Origin of the sequence: Trichococcus patagoniensis, assembly GCF_003051085.1 — a bacterium.
GTDB classification, from domain to species: Bacteria; Bacillota; Bacilli; order Lactobacillales; family Aerococcaceae; genus Trichococcus; species Trichococcus patagoniensis.
In genome coordinates this window covers 179628-203458 of record NZ_QAOM01000001.1, presented here as the reverse complement: position 1 = coordinate 203458, position 23831 = coordinate 179628, and the positions used below count along the sequence as shown (strand labels likewise).

Annotated in this window: 24 protein-coding genes, 1 tRNA gene, 2 pseudogenes and 1 riboswitch; of the genes and pseudogenes, 7 read left to right on the top strand and 20 right to left on the bottom strand. The window is 45.0% G+C overall.

Annotated elements, in window-relative coordinates; genetic code table 11:
* Window positions 1-20 precede the first annotated feature (20 nt).
* A complete protein-coding gene (def, locus tag C8U37_RS01065; RefSeq protein ID WP_108031443.1) occupies window positions 21-581 on the top strand; it encodes a peptide deformylase in 561 nt (186 codons plus the stop codon).
* 51 nt (window positions 582-632) lie between these two features.
* Here the strand turns inward: def and C8U37_RS01060 are convergent, their stop codons facing one another.
* The gene (locus C8U37_RS01060) at window positions 633-1370 is read right to left on the bottom strand and encodes an amino acid ABC transporter ATP-binding protein (RefSeq protein ID WP_108031442.1); all 738 of its coding nucleotides are present in this window, start codon (window positions 1368-1370) and stop codon (window positions 633-635) included.
* A gap of 22 nt (window positions 1371-1392) precedes the next feature.
* A pseudogene (locus tag C8U37_RS14795) lies at window positions 1393-3071 on the bottom strand (ABC transporter substrate-binding protein/permease).
* 192 nt (window positions 3072-3263) lie between these two features.
* A riboswitch (Lysine riboswitch) is annotated at window positions 3264-3418 on the bottom strand.
* Between the two features lie 199 nt (window positions 3419-3617).
* Between C8U37_RS14795 and C8U37_RS01045 the strand changes: the two are divergent.
* Window positions 3618-4331, top strand: a complete 714-nt coding sequence (locus C8U37_RS01045; protein WP_108031439.1) for an HAD family hydrolase — start codon at window positions 3618-3620, stop codon at window positions 4329-4331.
* Between the two features lie 3 nt (window positions 4332-4334).
* Entirely contained in the window at window positions 4335-5294 is a 960-nt protein-coding gene (locus tag C8U37_RS01040) for a lactate/malate family dehydrogenase (RefSeq protein WP_108031438.1), read from the top strand.
* Between the two features lie 73 nt (window positions 5295-5367).
* Here C8U37_RS01040 and panD read toward each other — a convergent pair whose 3' ends face one another.
* From panD to C8U37_RS01020, 4 genes are all read right to left on the bottom strand, one after another.
* Window positions 5368-5754, bottom strand: a complete 387-nt coding sequence (gene panD, locus C8U37_RS01035) for an aspartate 1-decarboxylase (RefSeq protein ID WP_086628237.1) — start codon at window positions 5752-5754, stop codon at window positions 5368-5370.
* A 15-nt stretch (window positions 5755-5769) separates the two neighbouring features.
* A complete protein-coding gene (panC, locus tag C8U37_RS01030; protein ID WP_108031437.1) occupies window positions 5770-6612 on the bottom strand; it encodes a pantoate--beta-alanine ligase in 843 nt (280 codons plus the stop codon).
* 14 nt (window positions 6613-6626) lie between these two features.
* Entirely contained in the window at window positions 6627-7466 is an 840-nt protein-coding gene (gene panB, locus C8U37_RS01025) for a 3-methyl-2-oxobutanoate hydroxymethyltransferase (protein WP_425445651.1), read from the bottom strand.
* 480 nt (window positions 7467-7946) lie between these two features.
* The gene (locus C8U37_RS01020) at window positions 7947-8690 is read right to left on the bottom strand and encodes a hypothetical protein (protein ID WP_108031435.1); all 744 of its coding nucleotides are present in this window, start codon (window positions 8688-8690) and stop codon (window positions 7947-7949) included.
* A 371-nt stretch (window positions 8691-9061) separates the two neighbouring features.
* Here C8U37_RS01020 and C8U37_RS01015 point away from each other — a divergent pair, with 371 nt between their 5' ends.
* Window positions 9062-9487, top strand: coding sequence for a hypothetical protein (locus tag C8U37_RS01015; RefSeq protein ID WP_108031434.1), 426 nt, complete (start codon window positions 9062-9064; stop codon window positions 9485-9487).
* Between the two features lie 357 nt (window positions 9488-9844).
* Here C8U37_RS01015 and C8U37_RS14725 read toward each other — a convergent pair whose 3' ends face one another.
* The 5 genes from C8U37_RS14725 to C8U37_RS00990 all read right to left on the bottom strand — a co-directional run bounded on the left by C8U37_RS14725 (window position 9845) and on the right by C8U37_RS00990 (window position 12565).
* Window positions 9845-10375: a hypothetical protein gene (locus C8U37_RS14725; protein ID WP_146161792.1), complete on the bottom strand. Its 531-nt coding sequence runs from the start codon at window positions 10373-10375 to the stop codon at window positions 9845-9847.
* 73 nt (window positions 10376-10448) lie between these two features.
* Window positions 10449-10673, bottom strand: a complete 225-nt coding sequence (locus C8U37_RS01005; protein WP_108031433.1) for a hypothetical protein — start codon at window positions 10671-10673, stop codon at window positions 10449-10451.
* Window positions 10674-10929: 256 nt separating this feature from the next.
* Window positions 10930-11508: a hypothetical protein gene (locus tag C8U37_RS01000; protein WP_108031432.1), complete on the bottom strand. Its 579-nt coding sequence runs from the start codon at window positions 11506-11508 to the stop codon at window positions 10930-10932.
* A 4-nt stretch (window positions 11509-11512) separates the two neighbouring features.
* Window positions 11513-11974, bottom strand: a complete 462-nt coding sequence (locus C8U37_RS00995; RefSeq protein ID WP_108031431.1) for a Panacea domain-containing protein — start codon at window positions 11972-11974, stop codon at window positions 11513-11515.
* 264 nt (window positions 11975-12238) lie between these two features.
* On the bottom strand, window positions 12239-12565 hold the full coding sequence (locus tag C8U37_RS00990; RefSeq protein WP_108031430.1) for a DUF771 domain-containing protein: 327 nt from the start codon (window positions 12563-12565) through the stop codon (window positions 12239-12241).
* A 407-nt stretch (window positions 12566-12972) separates the two neighbouring features.
* Here C8U37_RS00990 and C8U37_RS14595 point away from each other — a divergent pair.
* Window positions 12973-13089: pseudogene (locus C8U37_RS14595) on the top strand (site-specific integrase); the annotation flags it as partial.
* Between the two features lie 113 nt (window positions 13090-13202).
* Here C8U37_RS14595 and C8U37_RS00975 read toward each other — a convergent pair.
* From C8U37_RS00975 to C8U37_RS00960, 4 genes are all read right to left on the bottom strand, one after another.
* Window positions 13203-13275: transfer RNA gene (locus C8U37_RS00975), tRNA-Ala, on the bottom strand.
* Between the two features lie 69 nt (window positions 13276-13344).
* Entirely contained in the window at window positions 13345-14127 is a 783-nt protein-coding gene (locus tag C8U37_RS00970; RefSeq protein WP_245879735.1) for a Cof-type HAD-IIB family hydrolase, read from the bottom strand.
* Window positions 14124-15923 (bottom strand): ABC transporter ATP-binding protein, encoded by a 1800-nt coding sequence (locus C8U37_RS00965; RefSeq protein ID WP_108031427.1) that lies wholly within the window; start codon window positions 15921-15923, stop codon window positions 14124-14126. Before C8U37_RS00965 ends, C8U37_RS00970 begins: the two co-directional genes overlap by 4 nt.
* Window positions 15920-17650 (bottom strand): ABC transporter ATP-binding protein, encoded by a 1731-nt coding sequence (locus C8U37_RS00960; RefSeq protein ID WP_108031426.1) that lies wholly within the window; start codon window positions 17648-17650, stop codon window positions 15920-15922. The genes C8U37_RS00965 and C8U37_RS00960 overlap by 4 nt, the downstream gene beginning before the upstream one ends.
* A gap of 371 nt (window positions 17651-18021) precedes the next feature.
* Here C8U37_RS00960 and C8U37_RS00955 point away from each other — a divergent pair, with 371 nt between their 5' ends.
* Both C8U37_RS00955 and rnjA read left to right on the top strand, forming a co-directional pair.
* Entirely contained in the window at window positions 18022-18240 is a 219-nt protein-coding gene (locus C8U37_RS00955; protein ID WP_086628267.1) for a DNA-directed RNA polymerase subunit epsilon, read from the top strand.
* On the top strand, window positions 18237-19913 hold the full coding sequence (gene rnjA / locus C8U37_RS00950; protein WP_108031425.1) for a ribonuclease J1: 1677 nt from the start codon (window positions 18237-18239) through the stop codon (window positions 19911-19913). Before C8U37_RS00955 ends, rnjA begins: the two co-directional genes overlap by 4 nt.
* 60 nt (window positions 19914-19973) lie before the next feature.
* Here rnjA and C8U37_RS00945 read toward each other — a convergent pair whose 3' ends face one another.
* From C8U37_RS00945 to greA, 5 genes are all read right to left on the bottom strand, one after another.
* A complete protein-coding gene (locus C8U37_RS00945) occupies window positions 19974-20282 on the bottom strand; it encodes a HesB/YadR/YfhF family protein (protein ID WP_106448772.1) in 309 nt (102 codons plus the stop codon).
* 99 nt (window positions 20283-20381) lie between these two features.
* Entirely contained in the window at window positions 20382-21014 is a 633-nt protein-coding gene (locus C8U37_RS00940) for a response regulator transcription factor (RefSeq protein ID WP_086985367.1), read from the bottom strand.
* 44 nt (window positions 21015-21058) lie between these two features.
* Window positions 21059-22129, bottom strand: coding sequence for a sensor histidine kinase (locus tag C8U37_RS00935; RefSeq protein ID WP_108031424.1), 1071 nt, complete (start codon window positions 22127-22129; stop codon window positions 21059-21061).
* Window positions 22126-22860 (bottom strand): cell wall-active antibiotics response protein LiaF, encoded by a 735-nt coding sequence (liaF, locus tag C8U37_RS00930; protein ID WP_108031423.1) that lies wholly within the window; start codon window positions 22858-22860, stop codon window positions 22126-22128. Before liaF ends, C8U37_RS00935 begins: the two co-directional genes overlap by 4 nt.
* Before the next feature lie 292 nt (window positions 22861-23152).
* Window positions 23153-23632 carry a transcription elongation factor GreA gene (gene greA, locus C8U37_RS00925; protein WP_108031422.1) on the bottom strand — a complete coding sequence of 160 codons (480 nt, stop codon included), beginning with the start codon at window positions 23630-23632 and terminating at the stop codon, window positions 23153-23155.
* Between the last annotated feature and the right edge of the window lie 199 nt (window positions 23633-23831).

Below are 23831 nucleotides of genomic sequence, written 5' to 3'. Positions count from 1 at the left end.
GCAAAAGGAGGAATGCATGCATGATCACTATGGATAACATTATCCGGGAAGGTCATCCTACATTGCGGAGGTCGGCTGACTTGGTCACTTTCCCTTTATCTGCGGAGGATCGGAAAATCGCCGCAGAAATGATGGAGTTCCTTTCGAACAGTCAGGACGAAGAAATCGCCGAGCAACTCAACTTGCGCGCAGGTGTCGGTTTGGCAGCTCCGCAAATCGACGTATCCAAGCGCATCGTTGCACTACTGATACCCGGGGAGTATGAAGATGATCCTCCGGAATTGGCTAAAGTGATGTTCAACCCTAAAATCGTCAGCCATTCCATCGAAAGCGCCTGCCTTAAAGGCGGCGAGGGTTGCCTTTCAGTGGATCGCGAAGTACCGGGGTTTGTCGTCAGACACAGCCGGATTACGGTAGCTTACCAGGATGCCGAAGGAGTGACACACAAAGCGCGCTACAAAGGCTATACAGCCATTGTGGTCCAGCACGAAATCGACCATCTCAACGGCGTCATGTTCTATGACCACATCAATGAACAAGCACCCTTTGCAGTTACGGACGATGTCATCATCATCGAATAAGGAATGAAAAAGAAGAACGGACCTGCATTTGCGGACCGTTCTTCTTTGTTTTTATTTTGTAAGATATCTTTCCAGGAATTGCTTCGTGCGAGCCTCGGTTGGATGATTGAAGATATCATCAGGGGCTCCCTGCTCCAGGATGACGCCTTGATCCATGAAGATGACGCGATCGGAAACTTCCTTGGCGAACTCCATTTCATGCGTCACGACAATCATCGTCAAGCCGCTGTTGGCAAGATCCTTCATGACCTTCAATACTTCCCCCACCATCTCCGGGTCCAAAGCCGATGTCGGCTCATCGAACAACAGCGCATCCGGTTCCATCGTCAAAGCGCGGGCGATAGCGACGCGTTGTTTTTGGCCGCCTGACAACTGATCAGGTTTGGCGTTTATGAAGTTCCCCATCCCAACCTGTTCCAGATAACCCATGGCAATCCTTTCGGCTTCCTGCTGGGTTTTTTTCAGGATTTTCACAGGCCCTACCGTGCAATTATGCAGCACGTCCAGGTTGTTGAACAGATTGAACTGCTGGAACACCATCCCCAATTTGCTGCGGTACTTGAAGATATCGTGCTTCGAGTCCAATACGTTCTCGCCGTTGTAGATGATTTCTCCTGCTGTAGGTTTTTCCAGCAGATTGATGCAGCGCAACAGAGTCGATTTACCGGAGCCCGATGAACCGATGATGCACACAACTTCCCCTTTATTCACGCTGAAATCGATGTCCTTCAGCACTTCATGTTGGCCGAAGTTCTTCTTCAGATGCTGTACGTCAATTACTTTTTCCATCAAATGATTCCTCCTGTGGCAATTAATTTGCTCTGTCTCTTCCTGCTTGTTTTTTGCGAGCCATTAATTCGGGTGTAGTCAATTGGTCTTGGCCTGCACCCATCATCTGATAATTATCAGGGCCTTGCATTTTTCTTTCGATGGCACGCAGGATGCGCGTCACCGTGAAGGTCATGACGAAGTAAATGATTGAAGCCACGAAGAATGATTCGAAGTAACGGAAGTTATTCCCGGAAATCGATTTGGTCGTAAAGAACAATTCCGAAACGGAGATGACGTTCAATACGGACGTATCTTTGATGTTGATGACGAATTCGTTCCCTGTCGCCGGCAGGATATTCCGGATCACTTGCGGCATGACGACATTCCGCATCGTCTGCAGATGATTCATCCCAATCGCTTGAGCAGCTTCGAATTGCCCTTTGTCGATGGAAATGATCCCACCGCGGACAATCTCCGACATGTACGCGCCCGTATTGACCGATACGATCAGCAGCGCTGCGAAGATGCGGTTCATGTCGATATCAAATGCCAAAGCCGCCCCATAATAGATGACCATCGCTTGCACGATCATCGGTGTGCCGCGGAAAATTTCAATGTAGCATGACAGCAAAAAATTCACCACATTGTACACGTGTTTTTTCCATCCTGATTCCGCAACCGGGATCGTACGGATGACGCCGATCATAAGACCGATCCCCAGTCCAATGACGGTTCCGATTAAAGCTATATATAATGTTGTCCATGCACCTGACAAAAACTGTCGCCAGTTTTCTTCGATGATTCGGATAACCCAACTAAACTCCATTTAATTTATGCCCCTTTTTGATGTTCCGTCCGCCTTGGTTATTCAGCTGATGGTTGGTTTTTGATTGCTTCATCCATCATTTGGATGCGTTCTTCTTCGGTGATGCCGCTCAAGATTTCGTTGATCTGATCCTTCAATTCGCTTTCTTTGATCAAACCGATTGCGATTTCCGAATCAGCCGCGGACAATTCGAAGGTATCCGCTTCATCCAATGCGATCATTTTGAACGCGGAATTGGCTGCTGAAGCGCTGATGGCTTCTGGGCGTTCCGATACGTAAGCATCGATTGTGCCTGATTCCAAAGCTACGCGCATGGAAGTGAAACTGTCCATCGCTGGTTGCTTTTGCACGCCTTCAATCTGATCGATAACGCCATAGTGCAACGTGTTCAACTGTGCAGTTACTTTTGCGTCCGCGAAATCAGCCAAAGCTGTCGCATCTGCATAAGCGCCATCCGCTTTGACGACAATCACAAGTTCAGTCGTATAGTAGGAATCCGAGAAATCAATCGCTTCTTTGCGTTCCTCTGTCGGCGACATGCCTGCAACGATAGCATCAATTTTGGATGAAATTAACGCTGGCACCAAGCCGTCCCATTCCGTCTTGACGATGACCAATTCTTTGCCTAGGCCATCCGCCACTTTTTGTGCCATCTGAACGTCATAGCCGTTTGCGTAACCATCAGCGCCGTCGATTTTCACCGCACCGTTGCTGTCGTCATTTTGGGTCCAGTTGAAAGGAGGATAGCCCGCTTCCATTCCGACCGTGAATGTTTCAGAATCCGCTGAACCGTTGGCTGCGGATGAATCATCCGTTGCTCCGCTTCCGCATCCCGCCAAAATAAACAAACCTGTCAATGCCGCCAATGTCTTTTTCCATGTTTTTACTGTCATCTCTGTTTCCTCCTAATATTTATAGTCCTTTATTATGCTCAAAAAATTATAAACTTACCCTTCTTATCCGGTTGCTTTTTTGTCCACCTTTCGACCCATAGAGCGTCATAACAATGCTAATTCAGTCCGTTTTTGTGCAAAAAAATAGACTATAAAGCAAAAGGCCCTATAATCCAGCTTCCTTCTGCCCGCAATACCGAAAGTACTCCACAAACGATTTTGGGCAAATCGTTCTGACAGTGTCAGGATTCTTAACCCTGACCCCAACACAGCAAACGCTGCATTTCGGCGAACACCCCTTTCAAACGGGCATTTTACTCTTGATGTTCGCAGCCTCTTCCATTATTGTATGATCGTATGACATTATTGTATGTTATTATACTGTACGGATTTTTAATTTGCAACAAAAAGCGCTTTGCTCCGCCATCCGACACCCTATGCTCGCCGATGGCCACCCGCACGGACTGTGCCTGTTTTTTTAATTTCAAAAACCGGTTGCTGATGCTATACTGACTGCAACAACAAAAGGAAGGAACTACCTCAACAATGCTTACTATTCTATTCGATTTGGACGATACTTTATACGACACAGCAAGTCCCTTTTTCCGAGTGTTGGCAAATTACCGCTTGGAGAACAGCCACAGCGAGGAAGCCACCTTCGCACTTTTCCGCAAGCATTGCGATGCAGCTTTCGACCTGTTCTCCAATGGGGATCTGACCCTGGCCGAGTCCCACATCATGCGCACACAACACACGTTTGCCGACCTGGGTCTTCCGCTCACTGCCGAAGAGGCGATGCACTTCCAGGAAACCTACCAAAAAAGGCAAGCAGAAATCACGTTAAGCCCAGGGATCGAGCAACTGTTGAATGAGCTGAAAAGTCGGCATATTCCGATTGCGGTCTTCACAAACGGTCCTGAAAAGCACCAGATGAAAAAATTTAACGCCTTGGGCCTGGAGAGATGGGTGCCGCCAGCGCGCATCTTCATTTCCGAAACGATCGGTTTCCCCAAACCCCATGCCGAAGCCTTCACGCATGTGCAGAAGGCTTTGAAGGCGAACCCTGACGAACTGCTCTTCATCGGGGATACCTACGAAACGGACATCATCGGCGGCCAGACTGCCGGGTGGACATCGTTGTGGTTCAATCATCGCCGGAAACCGGAGGATGAAAAAGTCGTGCTGGAGCCAATCTTCTATTCTGTAGCGGAAATGCACCAAGCCATTCATGACAACATCTCAAAACGAAAGGAAATGTGACCTATGTTACAGACAAAATTAGCCATCATCGGGGTCGGACATGTCGGTTCGCAAGTATTGACCGACTGCAGCCACCTCAACTTATTTTCTGACATCGTCCTGATCGACAGCAACGAGGACACGGCAAGAGGCGAAGCCCTGGACCACCGCCATGCGCTGGCCGCCAGCTACCGGACAAACAGCAAAATATATGCCGGTGACTATGCGGACTGCGCCGATGCCGACGTCATCATCATTTCCGCGGGCGTCAGCGAAAAGCCGCGCCCAGGTGAGGAGATGCCCCCAAGAGCGTTGATGGGCAGAGAAAATGCCATTGAAATACGTAAAATCATGGCTGGCATCACCGAGCACACAAAAGACGCCATCATCATCCTGATAACGAATCCGGTCGATACGATCACCTATATCGCCGAAAATGAGTTCGACTATCCGAAAGGCAAGATTTTCGGCACCGGAACGACTTTGGATACTTTCCGCTACCGTCAGATTATCGCTGCCCACTATCAGGTCGATCCAAAGAACGTCAGCGGCTACATCATGGGAGAACACGGCAGCACCGCTTTCCCGGCTTTCAGTAGCACGACTGTCGGTGCACTCGCCCTTTCCCAATGTGATGCCTTATTGGACCCTGCGGAACCATTGGACCAAAAATTCGTCAGCCAGGAAGTGGTGCACACAGCTTCCGATGTCTTCAACTGGAAAGGTTGGACCAATTCAGGCATCGGGGAAGTCGCAGCAGCCTTGGCCAGGGCGGTCATGCTGGATGAGAAAAGCATCTTCCCGGTGACCGCAACCGTCGACGGCTTTTACAACTGCCATGGCGAAGCGGCCTTCAGCATGCCTTGCATCATCGGCAGGAACGGCTTGGAGAAACAGATTCCCTTACCGCTGGATGAAGAGGAATACGAAAAATTGCAGCTTTCCATCAAGGATATTCAGCTCACCCTGCAATCCGTGAGATAAGAAAAGCGCAACCGCATCATGGCCGAGTGGCACCGATGCGGTTGCGCTTCTTTTTGTTCTTGTATGGGCTTGGTTACATGCTGAGTCTGCCGTGTTCTTCATATCTTGTTACGGTTGTGATGGCATTCTGCTCATCCACAAACACCACAAGCGGTTTGTGTTCCTTCGCTTCCTGTTCATCCATCATGCAGTAAGCCATGATGATGATTTTATCGGACACTTGCACGCAACGGGCGGCGGCACCGTTCAGGCAAATCATGCCCGAGCCGCGTTCGCCTGCGATGACGTAAGTTTCGAACCGGGCACCGTTGTCGATGTCTACGATCTGCACTTTTTCATATTCGATCAGCCCTGCAGCATCCAGCAGATCCTTGTCGACAGTGATGCTGCCCACATAGGAAAGCTCCGCCTGGACAACGACGGCGCGGTGTATTTTACTTTTTAGCATATTGAGTTGCATTATTTTTCCCCCCACTTATTCCGTGATAAAATTATCGATCAGACGCGTTTTCCCGATATAGACTGCCAAAGCCACCAACACTGGACGCTCGACGCTGTCCACTTGCTGGAGCGTACGCGCATCCACCAGTTCCACATAATCGATCTTCGCTTTTGGTTCTGCTTGGATCGTTTCCGAAATCGCGTTCCGGATTTTGGCAGCATCCTTTTCGCCGTTCGCAAGCAGCTGCTTCGCTCCTTCGAGAGCTCGGCTAAGCACCAATGCTGCCTTGCGCTCATCCGCTGACAGATAGCTGTTGCGCGAGCTTTTAGCCAATCCGTCCGCTTCCCGGATGATCGGACAACCGATGACTGTGACGTCCATATTGAGGTCGCGGACCATCTGCTGGATGACCGCCAACTGTTGCGCGTCCTTCTGCCCGAAATAGGCGTGGTCCGGCTGCACGATGTTGAACAGCTTTGTCACGACTGTGCAGACGCCCCGGAAATGGGCCGGTCTGCTCTTTCCGCACAAGCTCTCCGTTAGGCCCTGCATGTCCACAAAGCTGCTGAAATCGGGATGGTACATCTCCTTCGGCTCGGGATGGAAAATCAGGTCCACTCCGCTGGCTTCACACAAAGCGGCATCCTTTTCCAGATCCCGTGGATAGCTTTCCAAGTCTTCGGAAGGACCGAACTGCATCGGATTCACAAATATGCTGACAACCACCCGATCGTTTTCGCTGACGGCTTTCTGCATCAAACTTTGATGGCCTTCATGGAGATAGCCCATCGTCGGAACAAAGCCGACCGACAAACCTTCTTTTTTCCAGGCCTTCACGGCACTGCGGATTTCTTCAACCGTTGCTGCAATCTTCATCAGTTATTACCCCTCTAATATAATTTTTCGATGACCGCATCGGACAACGCAAAGGTGTGCTCCGCTGCCGGAAACGCGCCGCTTTTCACTTCGGTTATGTATGCTTCGATGGCTGTCTGCATCTGTGGTCCGATTTCAGCATAGCGCTTGACGAACTTCGGTGTGAAATCGGAATAGAGCCCCAGCATGTCCTGATAGACCAACACTTGGCCGTCGCACCCGTTTCCCGCGCCAATGCCGATTGTCGGAATCGAGATACTCTTTGTGATCAGCTCAGCCAACTTGGCCGGAATGCATTCCAACACCACCGCAAAGGCTCCTGCCGCTTCGACAGCTTTCGCTTGCTCGATCAGGTTGCGTGCCGCTTCTTCATCTTTCCCTTGGACCTTGAAGCCGCCGAAGGCATTGACGGATTGCGGCGTCAGGCCGAGATGTGCCATGACCGGGATGGAAGCTTCCACGATCGCCTTGATCTGCGGGCAGACTTCAATACCGCCTTCCAGTTTGACTGCCTGTGCCCGGCCTTCCTTGATCAACCTGCCGGCATTGGAGACTGCATCATATACGGATGTCTGATAGGACATGAACGGCAGATCGCTTACGACCAACGCATCCTTTACCCCTCTCGCGACAGCTTTCGTGTGGTGGATCATATCCTCCATCGTTACCGATAAGGTGTCTTCATAGCCCAGCATCACCATCCCCAGCGAATCGCCCACCAAAACAGCGTCGATCCCTGAAGCATCGATCAGCTTGGCTGTGGAATAGTCATAGGCAGTCAGCATCGTCAGCCGCTCATTTTTCTGCCTGGCATTGCGGAAAGTCAAAACCGATTTCTTCACCCGAACTCTCATCCTCTCTTCATCCAATCTAATATATTATTCACACATTACGTTCTGCAGGGAATAATGTCAACTACTTTTTTAAACTGGAAGCCCTACCAAAAACATTTACTGTCATGACAGCTGGGTATTCTGATGGAAAAGGTCATCAGCAAAGTAGTCCGAACAAAAAAATAACTCTTAGAGAGTTGAGGAAACAGCGTCCTATCAACGATTCTAAAGGTTATTCCAATATTATGATAGGTTGATTTATCAATCATTGTTTATTAAATAAGCCTTTGCTTAGCGTTTGTTATATAGCAGGAAATGAAAGAATAGTTAATAGAATTAAATGTGTTTAACAAATTACATAGTCAAAAAATCCATAAGGTTATGGGTATTACTTATTAAGAAATGGAAAGTTTTTTAAGACCAGCTATTATCAACTGTTAAATTTCATTGTTTCTACCATATATAATAATCCCCAAATAAGCGCGTTGAGTTCTTATTTTATTAATCACCTATAAATAGTTCCAAATTTACTACAATTTTATTTTTATGCTCTTTCCATAAAGCATCAATAAATCGTATAGATTTATATGGCTCAATATTTCGGTACTCAAAATAATCTTGGTTAGTTTTATATAAATGGGATTTATATAAATGCCTTAAATTATCATTAGTACATTTATGAAATTCCGGATCATTCAAAACATACTCTTTGATTTTGCTAAGTAATTCTAATCTTCTTGGTCTACTTTCTTTATATTCTTGTTCCTTCTTTTTATTATATTCATCTCTACTAAAATATTTATTTACTATTTTGACAAGTTTATCATAATAATCTTCTGTATCCAAATAGTCATCATTATACCGTCCTCCAATGAAATAGCCTTGATAAATAGTGAAAAAACAAAGTTCATACGGCTTTGAAATATCTATAGCCGCAGCCTTTTTATTAAATTCCTCAACCTCTTCCCTAAAAGACTTTATTACACTCTCATCATAGGAACACATCCTTCTACAGACTTCTTCATCAATCTTTTCATCAGTAATCATAATATCTTCTTGGTCATAGTTATAGCAGCAGTAAAAGATATTCTTTAAATCGTTACTTTTAACAAAAGTAATTAAACTGTCGATTTTTTCATCTACAAGATTCATAAAGTTATCTTCATATTCAAACCCATTGTAAATTTCTATCGGCAGAATACCCTGTTCTTTGATTTTTGACTCCAATAAAGACTTATCAATCATAAAAAATACCCCCATCTTATCAAATATGCAAGCATAAATAAACATGAAATCAAAACACAACACCATTGACACTTGCTTTTATTATACTCTTTTGTTAGAAAAAAAATGAAATCGTGCTTTATATTTGCCTAAAAAGCAATAAAAAATAAAAGACTAAATAATAAACAAGGTTGCATTAGGTCCGACTCATCTTAGATAGAATTCCCTGAAATAGGGGTTCACCAAGTTAGGTGGTGAATTACCACACTCTTTTTTAGAGGCTGAAATATTTGGAAGCTCTGCTCTTTTTTGATGGTTTACATCGTCTTTAAGATTTGTTTTATACCATTCAAATAACAGATTTGGTATGATTGCAAAAAAGGAGTGAGAACATGAGTGATGAAATTAATTCTCGGAAATCAATTGATAGCTCAAAGATGAACGATTTTAAATTTGATCTTCCCCATCTTAACAATACGTTCAACTTTCATGATATAGGACTTATTAGCAATCCTACCTACGCTTTAATAGAGAAACAAGAAGAAGCAAACGCACTTTTAGGTCGCATAGTAGAAAATACATCGGTATTAAAAGAGTTAGTTGAAATTAACAGAAAAACCCAACTAAATACTGAAGAGTTAACATATGTTATGCGAGCCATATATAAAGTAGCTAAAGCGAAAGATAAAGAAGAATCGAATGCTTTTTTTACACAAGCATTAAAAGCAATTAACGACTCTGGCGAGGCAGTAAGTAATATTGCAAATTTAACTTCATTACTTATGGGAATATATAGTACAGTGAATACTTTATTTTAGGCATCTTCATATATCATCATTAAATACTAAATTCAATTTGACCTTGTTAAGAGGTTCGATAGTACAAAATATAATTAATCAACCAAAGAGCAGTTGCTGATGCTGTAGTGCTTTTCTGATTTTTGGACCTCCTGAACACGCATCTGCGCATTCGCACTAAAAATAATCCACGAGTAACAACAAACCTACTACTAGTTTTTTTCCATAACGGATAGCGATTTTCAGCAAAACATTTGCCCACCGCATCGAAGCGCTTGAGAAAGATAGGCGCACTCGGTATGCGGTGGTTGTCGTACTCGTTTTGATACCGAATCATGCTCGGGTTATCCAATGTGCCTATCCGCTCCATTTCCGTCTTCAGTAGAGCGAATTCATAACATTTAGCGACAATAAAGTAATAAGGTTTACTTCCGTAAAATACGGTATAATATATTTGTTGAAAAGATTCTTTTTAAGGACAAGAAAAGTAGGTGAACAAAGTGGGAAAATATCAATTGGATTACAAAGGTCAGGCAGCTGTGACGAAGTTTCATGAAAAACAGACGCCTGCCAAATTTGATAAAAAGCAGCAACTTGAAAAAATACGTGCGGAGTATTTGAAAAAGAAACAAAAACAAACAGGTGAACTACATCAGCACTGAAGCAACGAGATTCTGGGGGAACATCCAAAATTCGTCTAGCGAGCGTTTCAGCTCCAAGACAGCGGTTTAGGCTGGTTTTACCAAAGCTTGTCCCAAGCCAAATCGAGAGAATATTTTTTGCGGCGTTTACAGCGCGGTCGTGATGCGCGTGGCAGTTTGGAAAGTCCCATTCGCGGATATCCAAACGCTTAAACCTCTCTGTGCCCGCCTCCCCTTTTTGCCTATTATTGTAATATGGGGATGTCATAGATGCTGCTCCACTTTATTTTGAACACAAAAATGAGTACCTAATTTTAAAAATTAGATACTCTTTTTTGTTATTAAATTTGAAAGACGCCGTCATCCATGATTATCTTTTTCGCGCGCTCCTCGGTTATTTCCTCGAAATCTGCAAAGTGATTCATGACGATTTCTTCGTACCAATAATCGGATGCTTCCCAGGTTTTGCTCTCTGGGACGTACTTGAACATCCAGTCGCCGTATTTCAAAAGGAAATTTTTCCGATCCGCCCTCGTCGTTATGTAATATTTTGTCTTTCTCATCATTTCACCTCTTCCTTTTATTGCCTTTTGATACGCGCCTTTACCTCTGCCATTTTCACTCAAAGGTCACGGCTCCAATATGGCAGCAATTTCCATTTCTCAAATTTCGATAGGAAATTTCTATAATGTTTAATAGGATTCCATACCGTTTTTTAATATGGTATTCAATTCGTATTCAATAATCAGCGGGTAACGAGGCTTTTTTTCTCTTTGAACATAATTCGTTTTCCATTGAAAAAACCACACCGAAAGATGTGGTTCAACTGCCATTATAATTAATCAGAGGACAGTAGCAATAGTTACCGTAGTCATCTTGATTATAGTGCTCATTTTGATGTATTAAATGATGAGGATCTATAAACATAGGATAGAAATAGCAGTTTGCCTTATTATACAGCCCTACCAAACGTAGACTGCTTTTAAAACCTATGTACCACCAATCTATCCTATTTTCATTGAGCTCTTCAAAATTAATGCTCTGAATATCTGGACCGTGGATTTCTTTGGAAATAGCCTCTACCAATTTTCGCTTTTCCCCTGGTATCGGATGACAATGGCCGTAGTGTTTACTTGCATCAAATACGTCTAAAAAATTTTGATACAAGTTTGGGAGAACAACTGTAGTTATTTCAGTAATATTATCTGAAAATTCATGTGCATCCCTTAGCCTATTAGTAAATCCCTCTCTCTTGTAGAACGAATCAGTAGTATTAATCCACTTTGGATAGTATGGATAAAAATAAAATTCGCTCTTCTCTTGTAGCGGTTCTTGCCTCGGTATGTTTAGTGGAACTGAAGTAACTTTAGGAACTCGTGCCTGCCCTTTGTTCTTTGCCATTTTGCTAGCTGACCTTTGATCCGTAAAAATTCAAAATAGTAGTGTCCTTAATTTGATTCTGAGATGAATCCAAAGGACCTAATCCTTTTCTTGCTTCAATCCAAGGATCTTCACTATGTGTAAGGTTTTCTAGTTGATTTCCCGAAAATCCTCCGTAGATACTCCAAACTTGCTCCAAAACATCCGCCAAATCCTCGCCAAAGTCAAAACTAATATTTTCTTTCTTTTCGATGTCACGATAACCATAGCTTCTGTACTCATCATAAAGAGTTGCCACTACAGGACCGTGAACCCAAGCTTCAATAGGTTCCTCAAAAATCCTTACTGGCTCATCATTTTCAGATTCAGTTAACAAAGCCATAGCCCAACTGTACGCATAATAAACTAGCTTTTGTAGTTTCTTTGGTGAAACAGAACCCTTGGAGAGAAAGAAATCAGCAATTTGTTTTGCTGAATAAGTTGTCATATAAAATCCTCCTCTTATAAAGTATTTTTACTTTACTTAACTATATTAAACTACATCTCATCTTTTTTTGATACCTTTTTGATTCATTTTTTTTGATTTTTACGGAACATAAATTACCACTTTTAATCGAGCACCTTTTTCAACGCCTTATGAAAAACAGTTTTTGATTAATTGCGCCTCAGCACATATAATACGTTCAGAAAGGCAGTTCTTTTTCAATCCACCTCATTTATGAGCATTTCTATGTCCCATAAATAAAGACGCTCAGATGGCCATTTTTTGTACCCTGAGCGCCTTCTTTTCACTATCTTTTTTCCTTCCAGCAATCTTATCAAAGTTTTTTTCGATCCATTGTGTTGTCAGGTTCTTGTGAAACTTCCAGGGTTCCCTCTTACCGCTTGGATAGCGAACGAATTTCTCAAGCTCTTTTCGGTACGGGTAAAGGATCCGCTCCTTCACGAGTTCGCCATTCTTAATCTTGACCTGCTCCTTAAACCATGCCAGGGTTTCGATTTTGCCTACTTCCACTTTCCGCTTCATCTCTTCAAACTCAACTCGCGTTATTAGGACGTACTCATCTGGAATCTCCATCGCTAAATGTAATTTCTGAACCAGCGGCTTATGCTCTTAAGGTCCTTGGCTTTTTCCAGCTCTTTAGACAAGGTTTCAGCCATCCCTTTGATCGTGCTCTACGGAAGGTTTCCATAGGTCGTGATATCGAAATGGTTATGGACTACCTCGCTAGACGCCTGGTTCGAGTTGCTAACGCTAGTCGAGCTTCCGCTGCCGGATGATTCCTGTTCTTGAAACTTGCGATCAAGCGCTGAGCCTCGGTACTGCCCTGGGCTCCGGTGGCGAAGTGAGGAATCTCTAGCTTAAAGTCCTTGATACTCGGCAATACTTGTGTCCCTCTCGGAAGGTTCTGATAAAGCGTATCAGTACTCCGAAAAAGCCACAATGGGTCAGTCACGGCTCTTCCTTGCCACCGTCACCAAGCACTGCAGGATCGCCTTGGCCAGTCGGATATCCAAACAACCATGAATATCTATGCCCACGTCACCGAAAAGGCCAAAGAAAAAACGGCGGAAAACTTCGCGAGATACGTCAATTTTTAGGCGAAAAATCAATATGGTATTCAATGTGGTATTCAATACAAAAAAAGAGCCCTAGAAACGATTAGGAAATATTGTCCTATCAACGTTTCTAAGGCTTTTTAATTAATGATGTATGGAGACGATGGGGCTCGAACCCACGACCTCTTGACTGCCAGTCAAGCACTCTCCCAACTGAGCTACGCCCCCAAAATAACAGGGTATCAACGACGTTCGGCAAAAACGCCTTATGAATGATATGATACCCTATTTTCGCTCCTATAACAAGCCTAATTTTTCAAGTGCGTAGGCAATTCCGCCTGAATTGCAGTCTTTCGTGACAAATTTGGCGACATCCTTAACAGGATCGACCGCATTTCCCATTGCGACCCCATAGCCGACGCTGGAAATGAGTTCATAATCGTTGTTTCCGTCACCGAAAGCTATGGTGTCTTCATGCGCAAAGCCCAGATGCTTCGCCATCCACAGGGCAGTCTGTGCTTTTGATCCCGGATTCGGCAACACATCGACACCGGCATCGTGCCAGCGCACAAAACGGAATTCCGGAAAAGCGCCGGCTTCATAGATTGCTTTCTCTTCATCTTTATAGAACAAAAGTGCTTGATAAAGCGGATTGTTCAGATAAAAAGACGCATCATGGTCAGGGACTTCGAACTCAATGCTGCGCATCGCTTCGCTTGCGTTGTTCTCGATCGATTCATGGCGACGAGCCAAAGCATGAGCTGATTCGTAGACCATCTGATGGCCACTCTCATCGGAAATCTGCAGCAATTTTTCGAATGCATCCAGATCCAATTTGTTTTCATACTTAAGTTCATGCTTGAAGTAACCTGCAGCGCCGTTGCAGACGATGTAATTGTCCAATTGGAACGTATCGATGACCTCTTGGGCCAGAAACAGATTCCGCCCCGTCGCGATCGCGATTTCGTGCCCATTCTTCTGCAGTTGGCGCAAAGCTTGGACAGTGCTCTCAAGCGGCATCTTTTCATCGTTCAGCAATGTTCCGTCGATATCAAAGAAAATGAATTTTTTGTTGTTCAAATTTTCTGCTCCCCTTTTTCTGACTCGTTTTTGAATTGGCTGGTGTACAAATCGTAATAAAATCCTTTTCTTTCCAACAACTCTGCGTGTTTGCCATGTTCGATTATTTCGCCTTGATCCATGACGAGAATCAAATCGGCATCGCGGATGGTGGAAAGTCGGTGCGCGATCACAAAACTAGTCCTGCCGTGCATGATGCGTTTCATAGCTTTTTGGATCAAAGCTTCCAGTCTAGTATCTACGGAACTTGTCGCTTCGTCAAGTATTAAGATTTTAGGATCTGCGATGAAGGCGCGGGCGATCGTCAGCAGTTGCTTTTGCCCCAATGAAATATTCGAAGCTTCCTGGTTTATGACCGTATCGTAGCCTGCACCCAAAGTCTGGATGAAGTGATGGACATTGGCTGTGGTCGCCGCATCCACCACCTCTTCGAAGGTAGCATCCAGTTTTCCGAAGCGGATATTCCCTGTGATCGTGTCCTTATAAAGCCATGCGTCCTGCAGAACCATACCGAACTGCGAGCGCAAGTCAGCACGGGTCAGTTCTTTCGTGTCATAGCCATCTATTTTGATGGCGCCCGAATCCACCTCATAGAAGCGCATCAAGAGATTGATCATCGTAGTCTTGCCGGCGCCTGTCGGACCGACGATCGCCACTGTTTCGCCGCTTTTTACGTCGATGTTGAAATTTTTGATCAGTGGATCTTCTTTGTCATAGCTGAAGGATACATTTTCAAAAGTGACATCTCCGCGGATTTCCTTCGGCAAACTCATTTTCACTTCTGCTTGCACCTCCTCCTCTTGATCAATGAGATCAAAGACGCGCTGGATGGAAGAAGCAGCCGATTGGATGATGGCCGATAATTGTGTGATCGTCGAGATCGGCTGGTTCACTTGCCAGACGTACTGCACCATGGCCTGCACATTACCGATCGTCATCGCTCCAGCCATCGCTTGCAGAATCCCGAGCACAGCTATGATGATATAGGAAGCATTGGTGACGAGTGCCACAGCCGGTGACATCAGGCCTGAGATGAAGGCCGCCTTGAAACCATTCCTTTTCAGGGATTCATTGATGGAATGGAATTCATCGAAAGCATCCCCTTCTTTGCCGTAAAGCTTGATGATGGAGAAGCCGGTCAGCGATTCCTGAACAAAACCATTCAGCTTCCCGAGATATTTCGCTTGCCCACGGAAATACGGCTGCGACAGCTGCGTGATCTTTTTGGAAAGGATGGTAGCCAACGGAATCAGCACGACCATGGTGAGAGCCAGCTTCCAACTGATCGCGAACATCATGATAAGCGCAAATGTGATCCCCAAAACGGCATTCAGCACCTGCAGCAAGGATTGCTGCAGCGCATTGCCGATGGAATCGACATCGTTCGTCACTTTGCTCAATATGTCACCGAATTGGTTGCGGTCAAAGTAGGCAATCGGCAGCCGGTTCAATTTGTCGCTCAGATCCTTACGCAAATCACGCATGGCATCCTGAACGACATCCGTCATGAACAATTGCGAATAGAGATTCGTAGCTTGGTAAAGCAAGGCCCGAACAAAATAGATGAGCAGCACTTTCGACAAATAATCGTAATTGATGCCGGCACCTTCCACGCCTTTCAACATATCCGAAACATTTCTGCCGATTTCCGTGATGGCAAATCCGATTATGAAAGGCTCCAGTACGTTCAGTATCGTCATCGTTATGGTCAAAAGGATGGAGCCGAAGAACTTCATTTTGTAAAATTTGAGGTAATCCCATACCCGGAGCAACGTTTTTTTGTCCACTTTTTTCATGAGAGTTCCTCCTTGCTCATTTGCGAGGATGCAATATCATAATAGATTTCACAATTCTGCAACAGGTCTTTGTGGGTCCCCTGACCGACGACCTCACCTTCATTCATTACAATGATCTTGTCTGCATGCATGATCGTGCTGACGCGTTGGGCAACAATGATGACTGTCGCTTTTCCGGTCTCTTTTTTGAGTCGGGCACGCAAGGTCGCATCCGTCTTGTAATCCAAGGCCGAGAAACTGTCATCGAAGATATAAATATCCGGTTTACGGACGATTGCCCTGGCAATGGATAACCGTTGCTTTTGCCCGCCGGAAAGATTGCTTCCCCCCTCAGCCAAATGTTCATCAAAACGTTTTGGTTTGCGCGCTATGAATTCCTTGGCTTGGGAAATATCGGAGGCTTCTTCGATTTCTTTTTTTGAGGCATCCCATTTCCCGTAACGAAGATTTTCGGAGATCGTTCCGGTGAAAAGCAAGGCTTTCTGCGGAATAAAGCCGATTTTCTTGCGCAAAGCTTTCAGATTATAATCGCGCACATCATGCCCATCGATAAGAATGCGCCCTTTGGTGACATCATAAAAACGCGGAATCAATTGGATCAACGTCGATTTGCCGCTCCCTGTGCTGCCGATGAAAGCGATCGTTTGCCCGGGTTCAGCCGAAAAGGAAATATCTCTGATCACCGGGGTATCTGTGTTCCCTGGATACGCAAAACTGACCGCTTCAAACGTCAGATAACCATGAGTCAGGGTTTCCGTGATCCCTTCTTCGTTCTGAGATATGCTGCTGGTTGTTTCCAACACTTCCTGGATCCGCTTTGCGGAAACCGAGGCCCGCGGATACATCATGAAGACGACCGCAAAGTTCAGAAACGAGAACAAGGCATGGAAACTGTATTCGATGAAGGCTGTCATGTCCCCTAACTGCAGGCTGCCCCCCTCAATCTGCTCGGAACCAAACCACATGATGGCGATGATGATCAGATTGATGACATGTGAAAATACAGGTTGATTCCAGGCCATCAGACGAAAGAGTTTTTTTGAAACCACGCTGTAGGCGTTATTGACTCCCTCAAAACGTTCAGCTTGAAAAGCTTCCTGGACAAACGCCCGGATGACGCGCATGCCGGAAAGCGATTCCCTTAAATTCCCGTTGATGTCATCAAGATTTTGCTGTTGCGCCTCGGATAATGGTTGCGATTTTTTGCCGATCACAATGATCATCACAAGCAGTGCCGGAAAAGCCGGCAACAGGATAATCGATAAGTCCGGACTCGTGCGCGCTATCATAAAAGCGCTGGCGAACATCATGATGAAGGTCATCAACCCCATCCGCAACAGCATCTGGGCGAATTGCATCAGGATGAAGGCGTCATTGGTGACCCGCGTCACCAATGAGGAAACGCCGATGCGGTCATACTCTTCGTGGGAAAACGTCTGGATATTTTGGTACATGTCATTACGCATATCCGCTACCATGTTGGTAGTGATTCTGCCGGTTGCATAGGCGACAATGATTCTTCCCACAAAACCGACCAAGGCCAATCCGACCATGACCGCAGTCGTGCGCAGAATATTCTCTTTTCCGCCGCCTGCAACCGTCTCGTTGATCAAGCCTGCAAGCATCGTGGGCAATCCCAATTCCACAAGCACAAAGCCGAAAGCTCCCAACACATTTAATAAAAATAATTTGTTATACCGACTGATATAACGCCAAATTAAAGACATTTCGATACACCTACCTTAAAGGAAACGATTCGTCGGGTTTCTTCAGGACAAAAAAAAAGAACGTTATTATTTTTCTGCCCAGACTTCCAAACCCGCTGTATCCAGTCTAGCCAATTACTGTGTTTAAGTCTACAAAAATATTGATTGCTATCGTTAAAAAAAACAAAAGAGAATTGCCTTACTATTGGAAAGGCTTGCACCTCTGCAAAAATGATTTTACCAGTCATTTCTATACTAACTGCCTTAATTGTGGTAAACTTATAGTACCGATTGTATGAAAAAATACAACTATTGACCAAGTTAACAAACTAAGATTGTAATTTTTAAGTACAGTACTATCAAAAACAAATAAGAAAAATGGAGTGAACTATATGATATTTAAAGTAACATACCAACCAGCAAAATTTGATGCACCTACCAGAGAGAACACGGAATCTCTTTATGTGGAGGCATCCGATATCGTAATAGCCAGAAGATTAGTTGAACAAAATACCCCCTACAACATTGAATTCATTCAACCTTTGGAAGGCAGCCATTTAGAATACGAACAAAAAGATCCTAATTTCAAAATCACGGAGTTCAATGTATGAAACCTAACATAAAAAACAATGAAGTCGGTGTATTTGCTCTCGGGGGTTTAGGGGAAATCGGCAAAAATATGTATGGCATACAATTCCAGGATGAAATCATCATTCTTGATTCCGGGATCATGTTTCCGGAAGATGACTTGCTTGGCATTGATTATGTGATACCCGACTACAGTTATTTGGTGCAAAACCAAACCAAAATCAAAGGATTGTTCATTTCTCACGGACACGAAGATCACATCGGTGGTGTCCCGTTTCTTTTGAAAGAATTGAATGTCCCTATCTATGCAGGCAAACTTGCGCTCGCCATGATCCGCAACAAACTGGATGAGCACGGCTTGCTCAGGGATGCCATCCTGCATGAAATCAATGAAGATTCTGTCATCAAATTCCGTAAAACCAGCATCAGCTTCTTCGGAACAACGCACAGCATACCGGACACCATGGGGATCGTGGTCAAGACTCCACCAGGCAATATTGTGTTTACAGGGGATTTCAAGTTCGATTTCACACCTGCAAACGGCAAACCGGCAAATATCCATAAGATGGCGAAAATCGGGGAAGAAGGCGTCCTTTTACTTCTGAGCGACAGCACAAATGCAGAAATACCTACATTTACGCAATCAGAGCAAATTGTTGGTCAATCCCTTAAAAACATCATTCAAAAAGTTTCGGGAAGAATCATATTTGCTTCCTTCTCATCAAACATTTACAGATTGCAGCAAGTCACTGAAGTCGCGCTTGAAACGGGTCGGAAGATCGCTATATTTGGCCGCAGCATGGAGACGAACTTCCGTACGGCCAGAGAGTTGGGCTTCATCGTGGCACCGGATGATCTATTCATCGACACACGCGAATTGAACAGTCTTCCTGCGGATAAAGTGCTGATCATGTGTACGGGATCTCAAGGCGAACCGATGGCTGCATTGAGCCGGATTGCCAATGGTACGCACAGACAGATTTCTATCCACCCAGGAGATACGGTTATTTTCTCGAGTTCGCCGATTCCGGGCAACACAACCAGTGTCAACCGCGTCATCAACTTGCTTTTGGAAGCAGGCGCAGCCGTAATTCACGGTAAAGTAAACAACGTCCACACTTCCGGACATGGTGGACAACAAGAGCAGAAACTGATGTTGACATTGATGAAACCAAAATACTTTATGCCCGTTCATGGCGAGTACCGGATGTTGAAGATTCATACAGAATTAGCAGAATCAGTCGGAATCCCTGCCGAGAACTGTTTCATTTCCGATAACGGGGAAATTCTTGCTTTGACGGCTGACTCCGCGAGACGCGCCGGCAGCTTTACGGCAAACGACGTTTATGTCGATGGAAAAGGCATTGGGGATATCGGAAACATCGTTCTGCGCGATCGTCGTGTCCTTTCTGAAGATGGACTTGTAGTCGTGGTGTTGACCGTCGATTTCCGCAACAAGGATTTATTGGCAGGACCGGACATCCTTTCCCGCGGATTCATCTATATGCGCGAATCAGGCGATCTGATTAATGAAGCACAAGCAATCGTCCGCCAAGATGTTATTTCTTTGCTGAAGGGAAGCGACGCCATCACCGAGAAGAAATTGAAGGACACCGTCACGAACGCCATTCAGCCTTACCTTTATGAAAAAACGGCGCGCCGTCCTATGATTGTTCCCGTCATTATGGGCGTCTGAACCTGAAAACCTGAACTGAACACAAAAAGAGGGCCTGGATAAAAATCCAGCGCCCTCTTTTTATTTGTCCTCTTTATTTTGTGCGATGAAGTTATACTCCGGTTCGCGTTGTTTTTCATCGAATCCAACATGCAGATCATAGCCATTAAAGAACCAATCATCCGCATCCTCTACATAATATAAAATGCCATTGTATTCGGCTTTTCCGATCGGAGATACTGGCTCATCCACATCAAGCCCAACGGAGAACCCTTCATGTATTTGGCTGCTGCCGTAGACTTTCCCAAGGAAACGAACCCCTTTTTTGCCTGAAATGCCCATTTCCTGTTCAAACCACTTTTGTGCGCGTTCACTGATTTCTATTTTCATCTAGTCGCTGATCGGATAATCAGCCTGCCCCCTCTCACTGCTATCTATCGTATTCATCTTATCATAAGGAAGCATCATTTTATAACACTTTGCTCAAAGTCATTGAATCAGATGATGCTTGAAAGCATAGATCGTAGCTTGGGTCCTGTCATCCACTTCCAACTTTGTCAGAATGTTCGACACATGCGTTTTGACTGTCTTCAGTGTGATGAACAGTTGATCGGCAATGTCCTGATTGGAGTAGCCTTGCGCGATGAGCAGCAACACTTCCCGCTCTCTGGCGGTCAGCTCTTCATGCAACGGCCGGATATTCCTTTTCGAGAAGCGCTCCAGCATTTTATCGGTCACTTCTGGCTCCAGGACAGACTCACCATGGTAAGTGGAACGGATTGCGTCGGCAATTTCATGAGCTGAAGAGGTTTTCAGCATGTAACTGGAAGCCCCAGCTTCCAATGCCGGGTAAACCTTCTCGTCATCGATGAAACTGGTGACGATGATGATTTTCGCTTTGGGCCATTCATTCAATATCGCTTTCGTCGAGGCAATGCCGTCCATGACTTCCATGACCAGATCCATCAAAATGATGTCCGGGCGCAAATCCAGGGCCATTTCATAGCCGATCAAGCCGTTTTCCGCTTCCCCTATTACTTCAATGTCATCTTGGATGGATAAATAAGCCGAGTACCCCAGCCTCACCATCTCGTGATCGTCGATAATCAATACACGTATCAACCTAACCCCTCCTAAAGGAACTTATTTCTGAAACTTCCGTCATCCTATTCAGCACTTGCATCATTTGTATTCACATTGGTATTCGGGATGCGGATTTCGATCACGGTCCCTTTTTTGGGGAAACTGATGATCTTACAGCTCCCGCCCATCCCCTGCACGCGTTCTTTGATGTTCATCAGGCCATAGCTGCCGGATTTTTCAATCGAGGTATCGAAGCCGACGCCATCGTCGTAAACGCGGAGACTGATTTCCTGCAAGGTTTGTTTCAGATACACTTCCAGATGGCTTGCCTTTGCATGCCTCAAGGTATTCGAAAGCAACTCCTGCACAATACGGAAAAAATGATCCTCGATGCCGCTCATCGTGTGGACATCGTCGATTTCCCATTTAATCGCGATTTGGACTTTCGACTTCAATTCCACCAACAACTGTTCGATCCCTTTTTTCAGGGTTTTGCCTTCGAGTTTGGTTGGACGAAGATGAAGGAGCAAAGCTCGCATCTCCGACTGGGATTCATTGATGATGCCTTCTATGAGACGCATCTGTTTCTGGATTTTTTCCGGAAAATCATCGGCTCGTTCATTGACCGCCGACAACATCATCATTGCGGCAAAAAGTTGTTGACTGACGGAATCATGCAGCTCCCTCGCGATGCGATGCCTTTCCTGCTCGAGAATTTCTTCTTTTGTTTCATTGCCGACCTGCTGCGGATGTGCACTCAGGTGCTGCACTTCCCGGGACAGGCTGAGCATCTTTTTCCTGAGCATTTCGATCTCAATATGGATTGCGTTGCAGTACTGGTCCATAAATAATGATTTATCCCGCTTTTTTGTGAATGCCGTATGCTCATAATTGCCAAGATAAAGCCAATGCAACTTATCCTTGATGCGGTTTTCTTGATTTTTCAAATAAAAGTGGGCAATCCAAGTTACAACGATCGCAGCAAAAAGCAGCAATACGATGATGTAAAGGAATGCCGGCACATAAAAACGATCCACCTCGAGCAGTTCCTGATAACTTAAATAAGGCCTCAGGGCAAATAAAACGCTGGCCGCGATAAAAGCAAAGACGCCGAGTATCGTGCCGAACAGAATCAAGATCGCGCTTCTCCTCATAGGTAGATCACCTCCAGATCACCCAGCAGGCTGTTGGACACGATTTTGATTTTTCGGTTTGCCTCATCGTAGTCCCGGCTGTATAATTTGACAGTTTCGTTGGTCAAGTCTATTTCGTCTTCATCGAACAGAAGCTGGCCTTTGATGGTGGAATGATGGACAGCCACTCCGATCCCCAACGGCACGATTACCCTGGTCTTTCCGAATCCTTTGCGGATCAGAATGATATTTTCCTCTTTCGGCAACAACGTATTTCCCAAATCGATTATCGTATCCCCCATGAATACGGTCAGATTGACATCATCCCATTCGTAGACATCCGACCCGATACTGGTGTTTCCGATCCACTTCTGGCGCTTTCTGGAACCGTTCCGCTGTTCCGGTTCTTTCGTTTTGACCGTACGAAACGCTTTTTCTTCCCAAGGAACGTCCACAAAAGTATCCAGCTTCAACTCAGACCAGATCCCTTTTCCATTGATGACAACGAACAGTATGAAAAGAATCAACATCAGCCACACCGAGAAAGTGGAGAGTATGCTCATGCCTACCATAAACCATCCGATCAAGCCCAGAATCTGACGACGCTCGCCTTTTCCGGTGCCGAATTTGATGAATATCAATCCGAGCACAAAGACCAGCAGCAAATCTGTGTCCTGCACCAATTGAAACAGGACAGCCAACCCCAATAGGCTTTCAATGAGCATAAATAGTTTCAAGGCCCTCTTTTTCATCCCAGGCCCTCCTTTCTCTTCGATGTTTCATAAATTTCCGCTGAACGCTGGCTTACAGGCGCGCCAAGCAGGAACGTAAGTATCTGTTTCCATTATAGATTAACTGGATCGCTTTGACAGTGCGCTAAGGGTGGATAATAGGCTAAGACTAAAGTCGTACAGTCCAATTGATTGCATGTACCCTGTCATTCATTATACCCGCTGAGCCAAAAAGAAACATAAACAAACAGAGGATAGGACAGTAAAATCATTCTGAATGATTTTTGTCCTACCCTCTTCTTGAATGCTTTTTTTAAGCTTGTTCCACTCTGACGATTTTCACGTTCATATCGCCGCCCGGTGTGCCAATGGCGACTTCTGCGCCGATTTGCTTGCCTAACAAGGCTTTAGCGATCGGAGAATCGTTTGAAATTTTGCCTTCAAGCGGATCTGCTTCTGCACTGCCGACAATAGTGTACGTTTCTTCATCGCCATCCGGTAATTCTACGAATGTCACTTTCAGTCCAATCGAAACCACATCGCTGTCGACGTTTTGTACTTCAATGATTTCCGCAAAACGGATCATTTTTTCCAACGTTGTGATGCGGCCTTCGACGAAAGCTTGTTCGTCTTTTGCAGATTCATATTCCGAATTCTCGGATAGATCTCCATAGCTTCTGGCAATCTTGATGCGCTCAACGATTTCTCTTCTTTTGTTCACTTTTAAGTCTTCAAGTTCAGCTTCTAATTTGGCTTTACCTTCAGCTGTCATCGGATATGCTTTTTCAATCATAAGAAATATGCCCCTTTTAAGTAATGATTCAATATTCAATATTCAGCACAGGACTGCAGTTCCCTTTTTTTATTGATAGCTGTCCTCGAAAGCCGCACGGATCTGGGACAGGTAGCACGTCATCCAAAGAGAAATAATCATTTCCTGTGGCTCTACATCGTTTATTGGCTGCCTAATTAATAGTGAATTTAAAATACCA

Coding starts and splice junctions, on each gene's coding strand:
- panB (WP_425445651.1), bottom strand. CDS start 7,466: ATGAGAGTTCGGGTGAAGAAATCGGTTTTGACTTTCCGCAATGCCAGG.
- def (WP_108031443.1), top strand. CDS start 21: ATGATCACTATGGATAACATTATCCGGGAAGGTCATCCTACATTGCGG.
- panC (WP_108031437.1), bottom strand. CDS start 6,612: ATGAAGATTGCAGCAACGGTTGAAGAAATCCGCAGTGCCGTGAAGGCC.
- C8U37_RS00955 (WP_086628267.1), top strand. CDS start 18,022: ATGATATTTAAAGTAACATACCAACCAGCAAAATTTGATGCACCTACC.
- C8U37_RS01040 (WP_108031438.1), top strand. CDS start 4,335: ATGTTACAGACAAAATTAGCCATCATCGGGGTCGGACATGTCGGTTCG.
- rnjA (WP_108031425.1), top strand. CDS start 18,237: ATGAAACCTAACATAAAAAACAATGAAGTCGGTGTATTTGCTCTCGGG.
- C8U37_RS01015 (WP_108031434.1), top strand. CDS start 9,062: ATGAGTGATGAAATTAATTCTCGGAAATCAATTGATAGCTCAAAGATG.
- C8U37_RS00960 (WP_108031426.1), bottom strand. CDS start 17,650: ATGTCTTTAATTTGGCGTTATATCAGTCGGTATAACAAATTATTTTTA.
- greA (WP_108031422.1), bottom strand. CDS start 23,632: ATGATTGAAAAAGCATATCCGATGACAGCTGAAGGTAAAGCCAAATTA.
- C8U37_RS01000 (WP_108031432.1), bottom strand. CDS start 11,508: ATGGCAAAGAACAAAGGGCAGGCACGAGTTCCTAAAGTTACTTCAGTT.
- C8U37_RS00935 (WP_108031424.1), bottom strand. CDS start 22,129: ATGAGGAGAAGCGCGATCTTGATTCTGTTCGGCACGATACTCGGCGTC.
- C8U37_RS00995 (WP_108031431.1), bottom strand. CDS start 11,974: ATGACAACTTATTCAGCAAAACAAATTGCTGATTTCTTTCTCTCCAAG.
- C8U37_RS01045 (WP_108031439.1), top strand. CDS start 3,618: ATGCTTACTATTCTATTCGATTTGGACGATACTTTATACGACACAGCA.
- C8U37_RS00965 (WP_108031427.1), bottom strand. CDS start 15,923: ATGAAAAAAGTGGACAAAAAAACGTTGCTCCGGGTATGGGATTACCTC.
- C8U37_RS01060 (WP_108031442.1), bottom strand. CDS start 1,370: ATGGAAAAAGTAATTGACGTACAGCATCTGAAGAAGAACTTCGGCCAA.
- C8U37_RS14725 (WP_146161792.1), bottom strand. CDS start 10,375: ATGACATCCCCATATTACAATAATAGGCAAAAAGGGGAGGCGGGCACA.
- liaF (WP_108031423.1), bottom strand. CDS start 22,860: ATGAAAAAGAGGGCCTTGAAACTATTTATGCTCATTGAAAGCCTATTG.
- C8U37_RS01020 (WP_108031435.1), bottom strand. CDS start 8,690: ATGATTGATAAGTCTTTATTGGAGTCAAAAATCAAAGAACAGGGTATT.
- C8U37_RS00990 (WP_108031430.1), bottom strand. CDS start 12,565: ATGGAGATTCCAGATGAGTACGTCCTAATAACGCGAGTTGAGTTTGAA.
- panD (WP_086628237.1), bottom strand. CDS start 5,754: ATGCAACTCAATATGCTAAAAAGTAAAATACACCGCGCCGTCGTTGTC.
- C8U37_RS01005 (WP_108031433.1), bottom strand. CDS start 10,673: ATGATGAGAAAGACAAAATATTACATAACGACGAGGGCGGATCGGAAA.
- C8U37_RS00945 (WP_106448772.1), bottom strand. CDS start 20,282: ATGAAAATAGAAATCAGTGAACGCGCACAAAAGTGGTTTGAACAGGAA.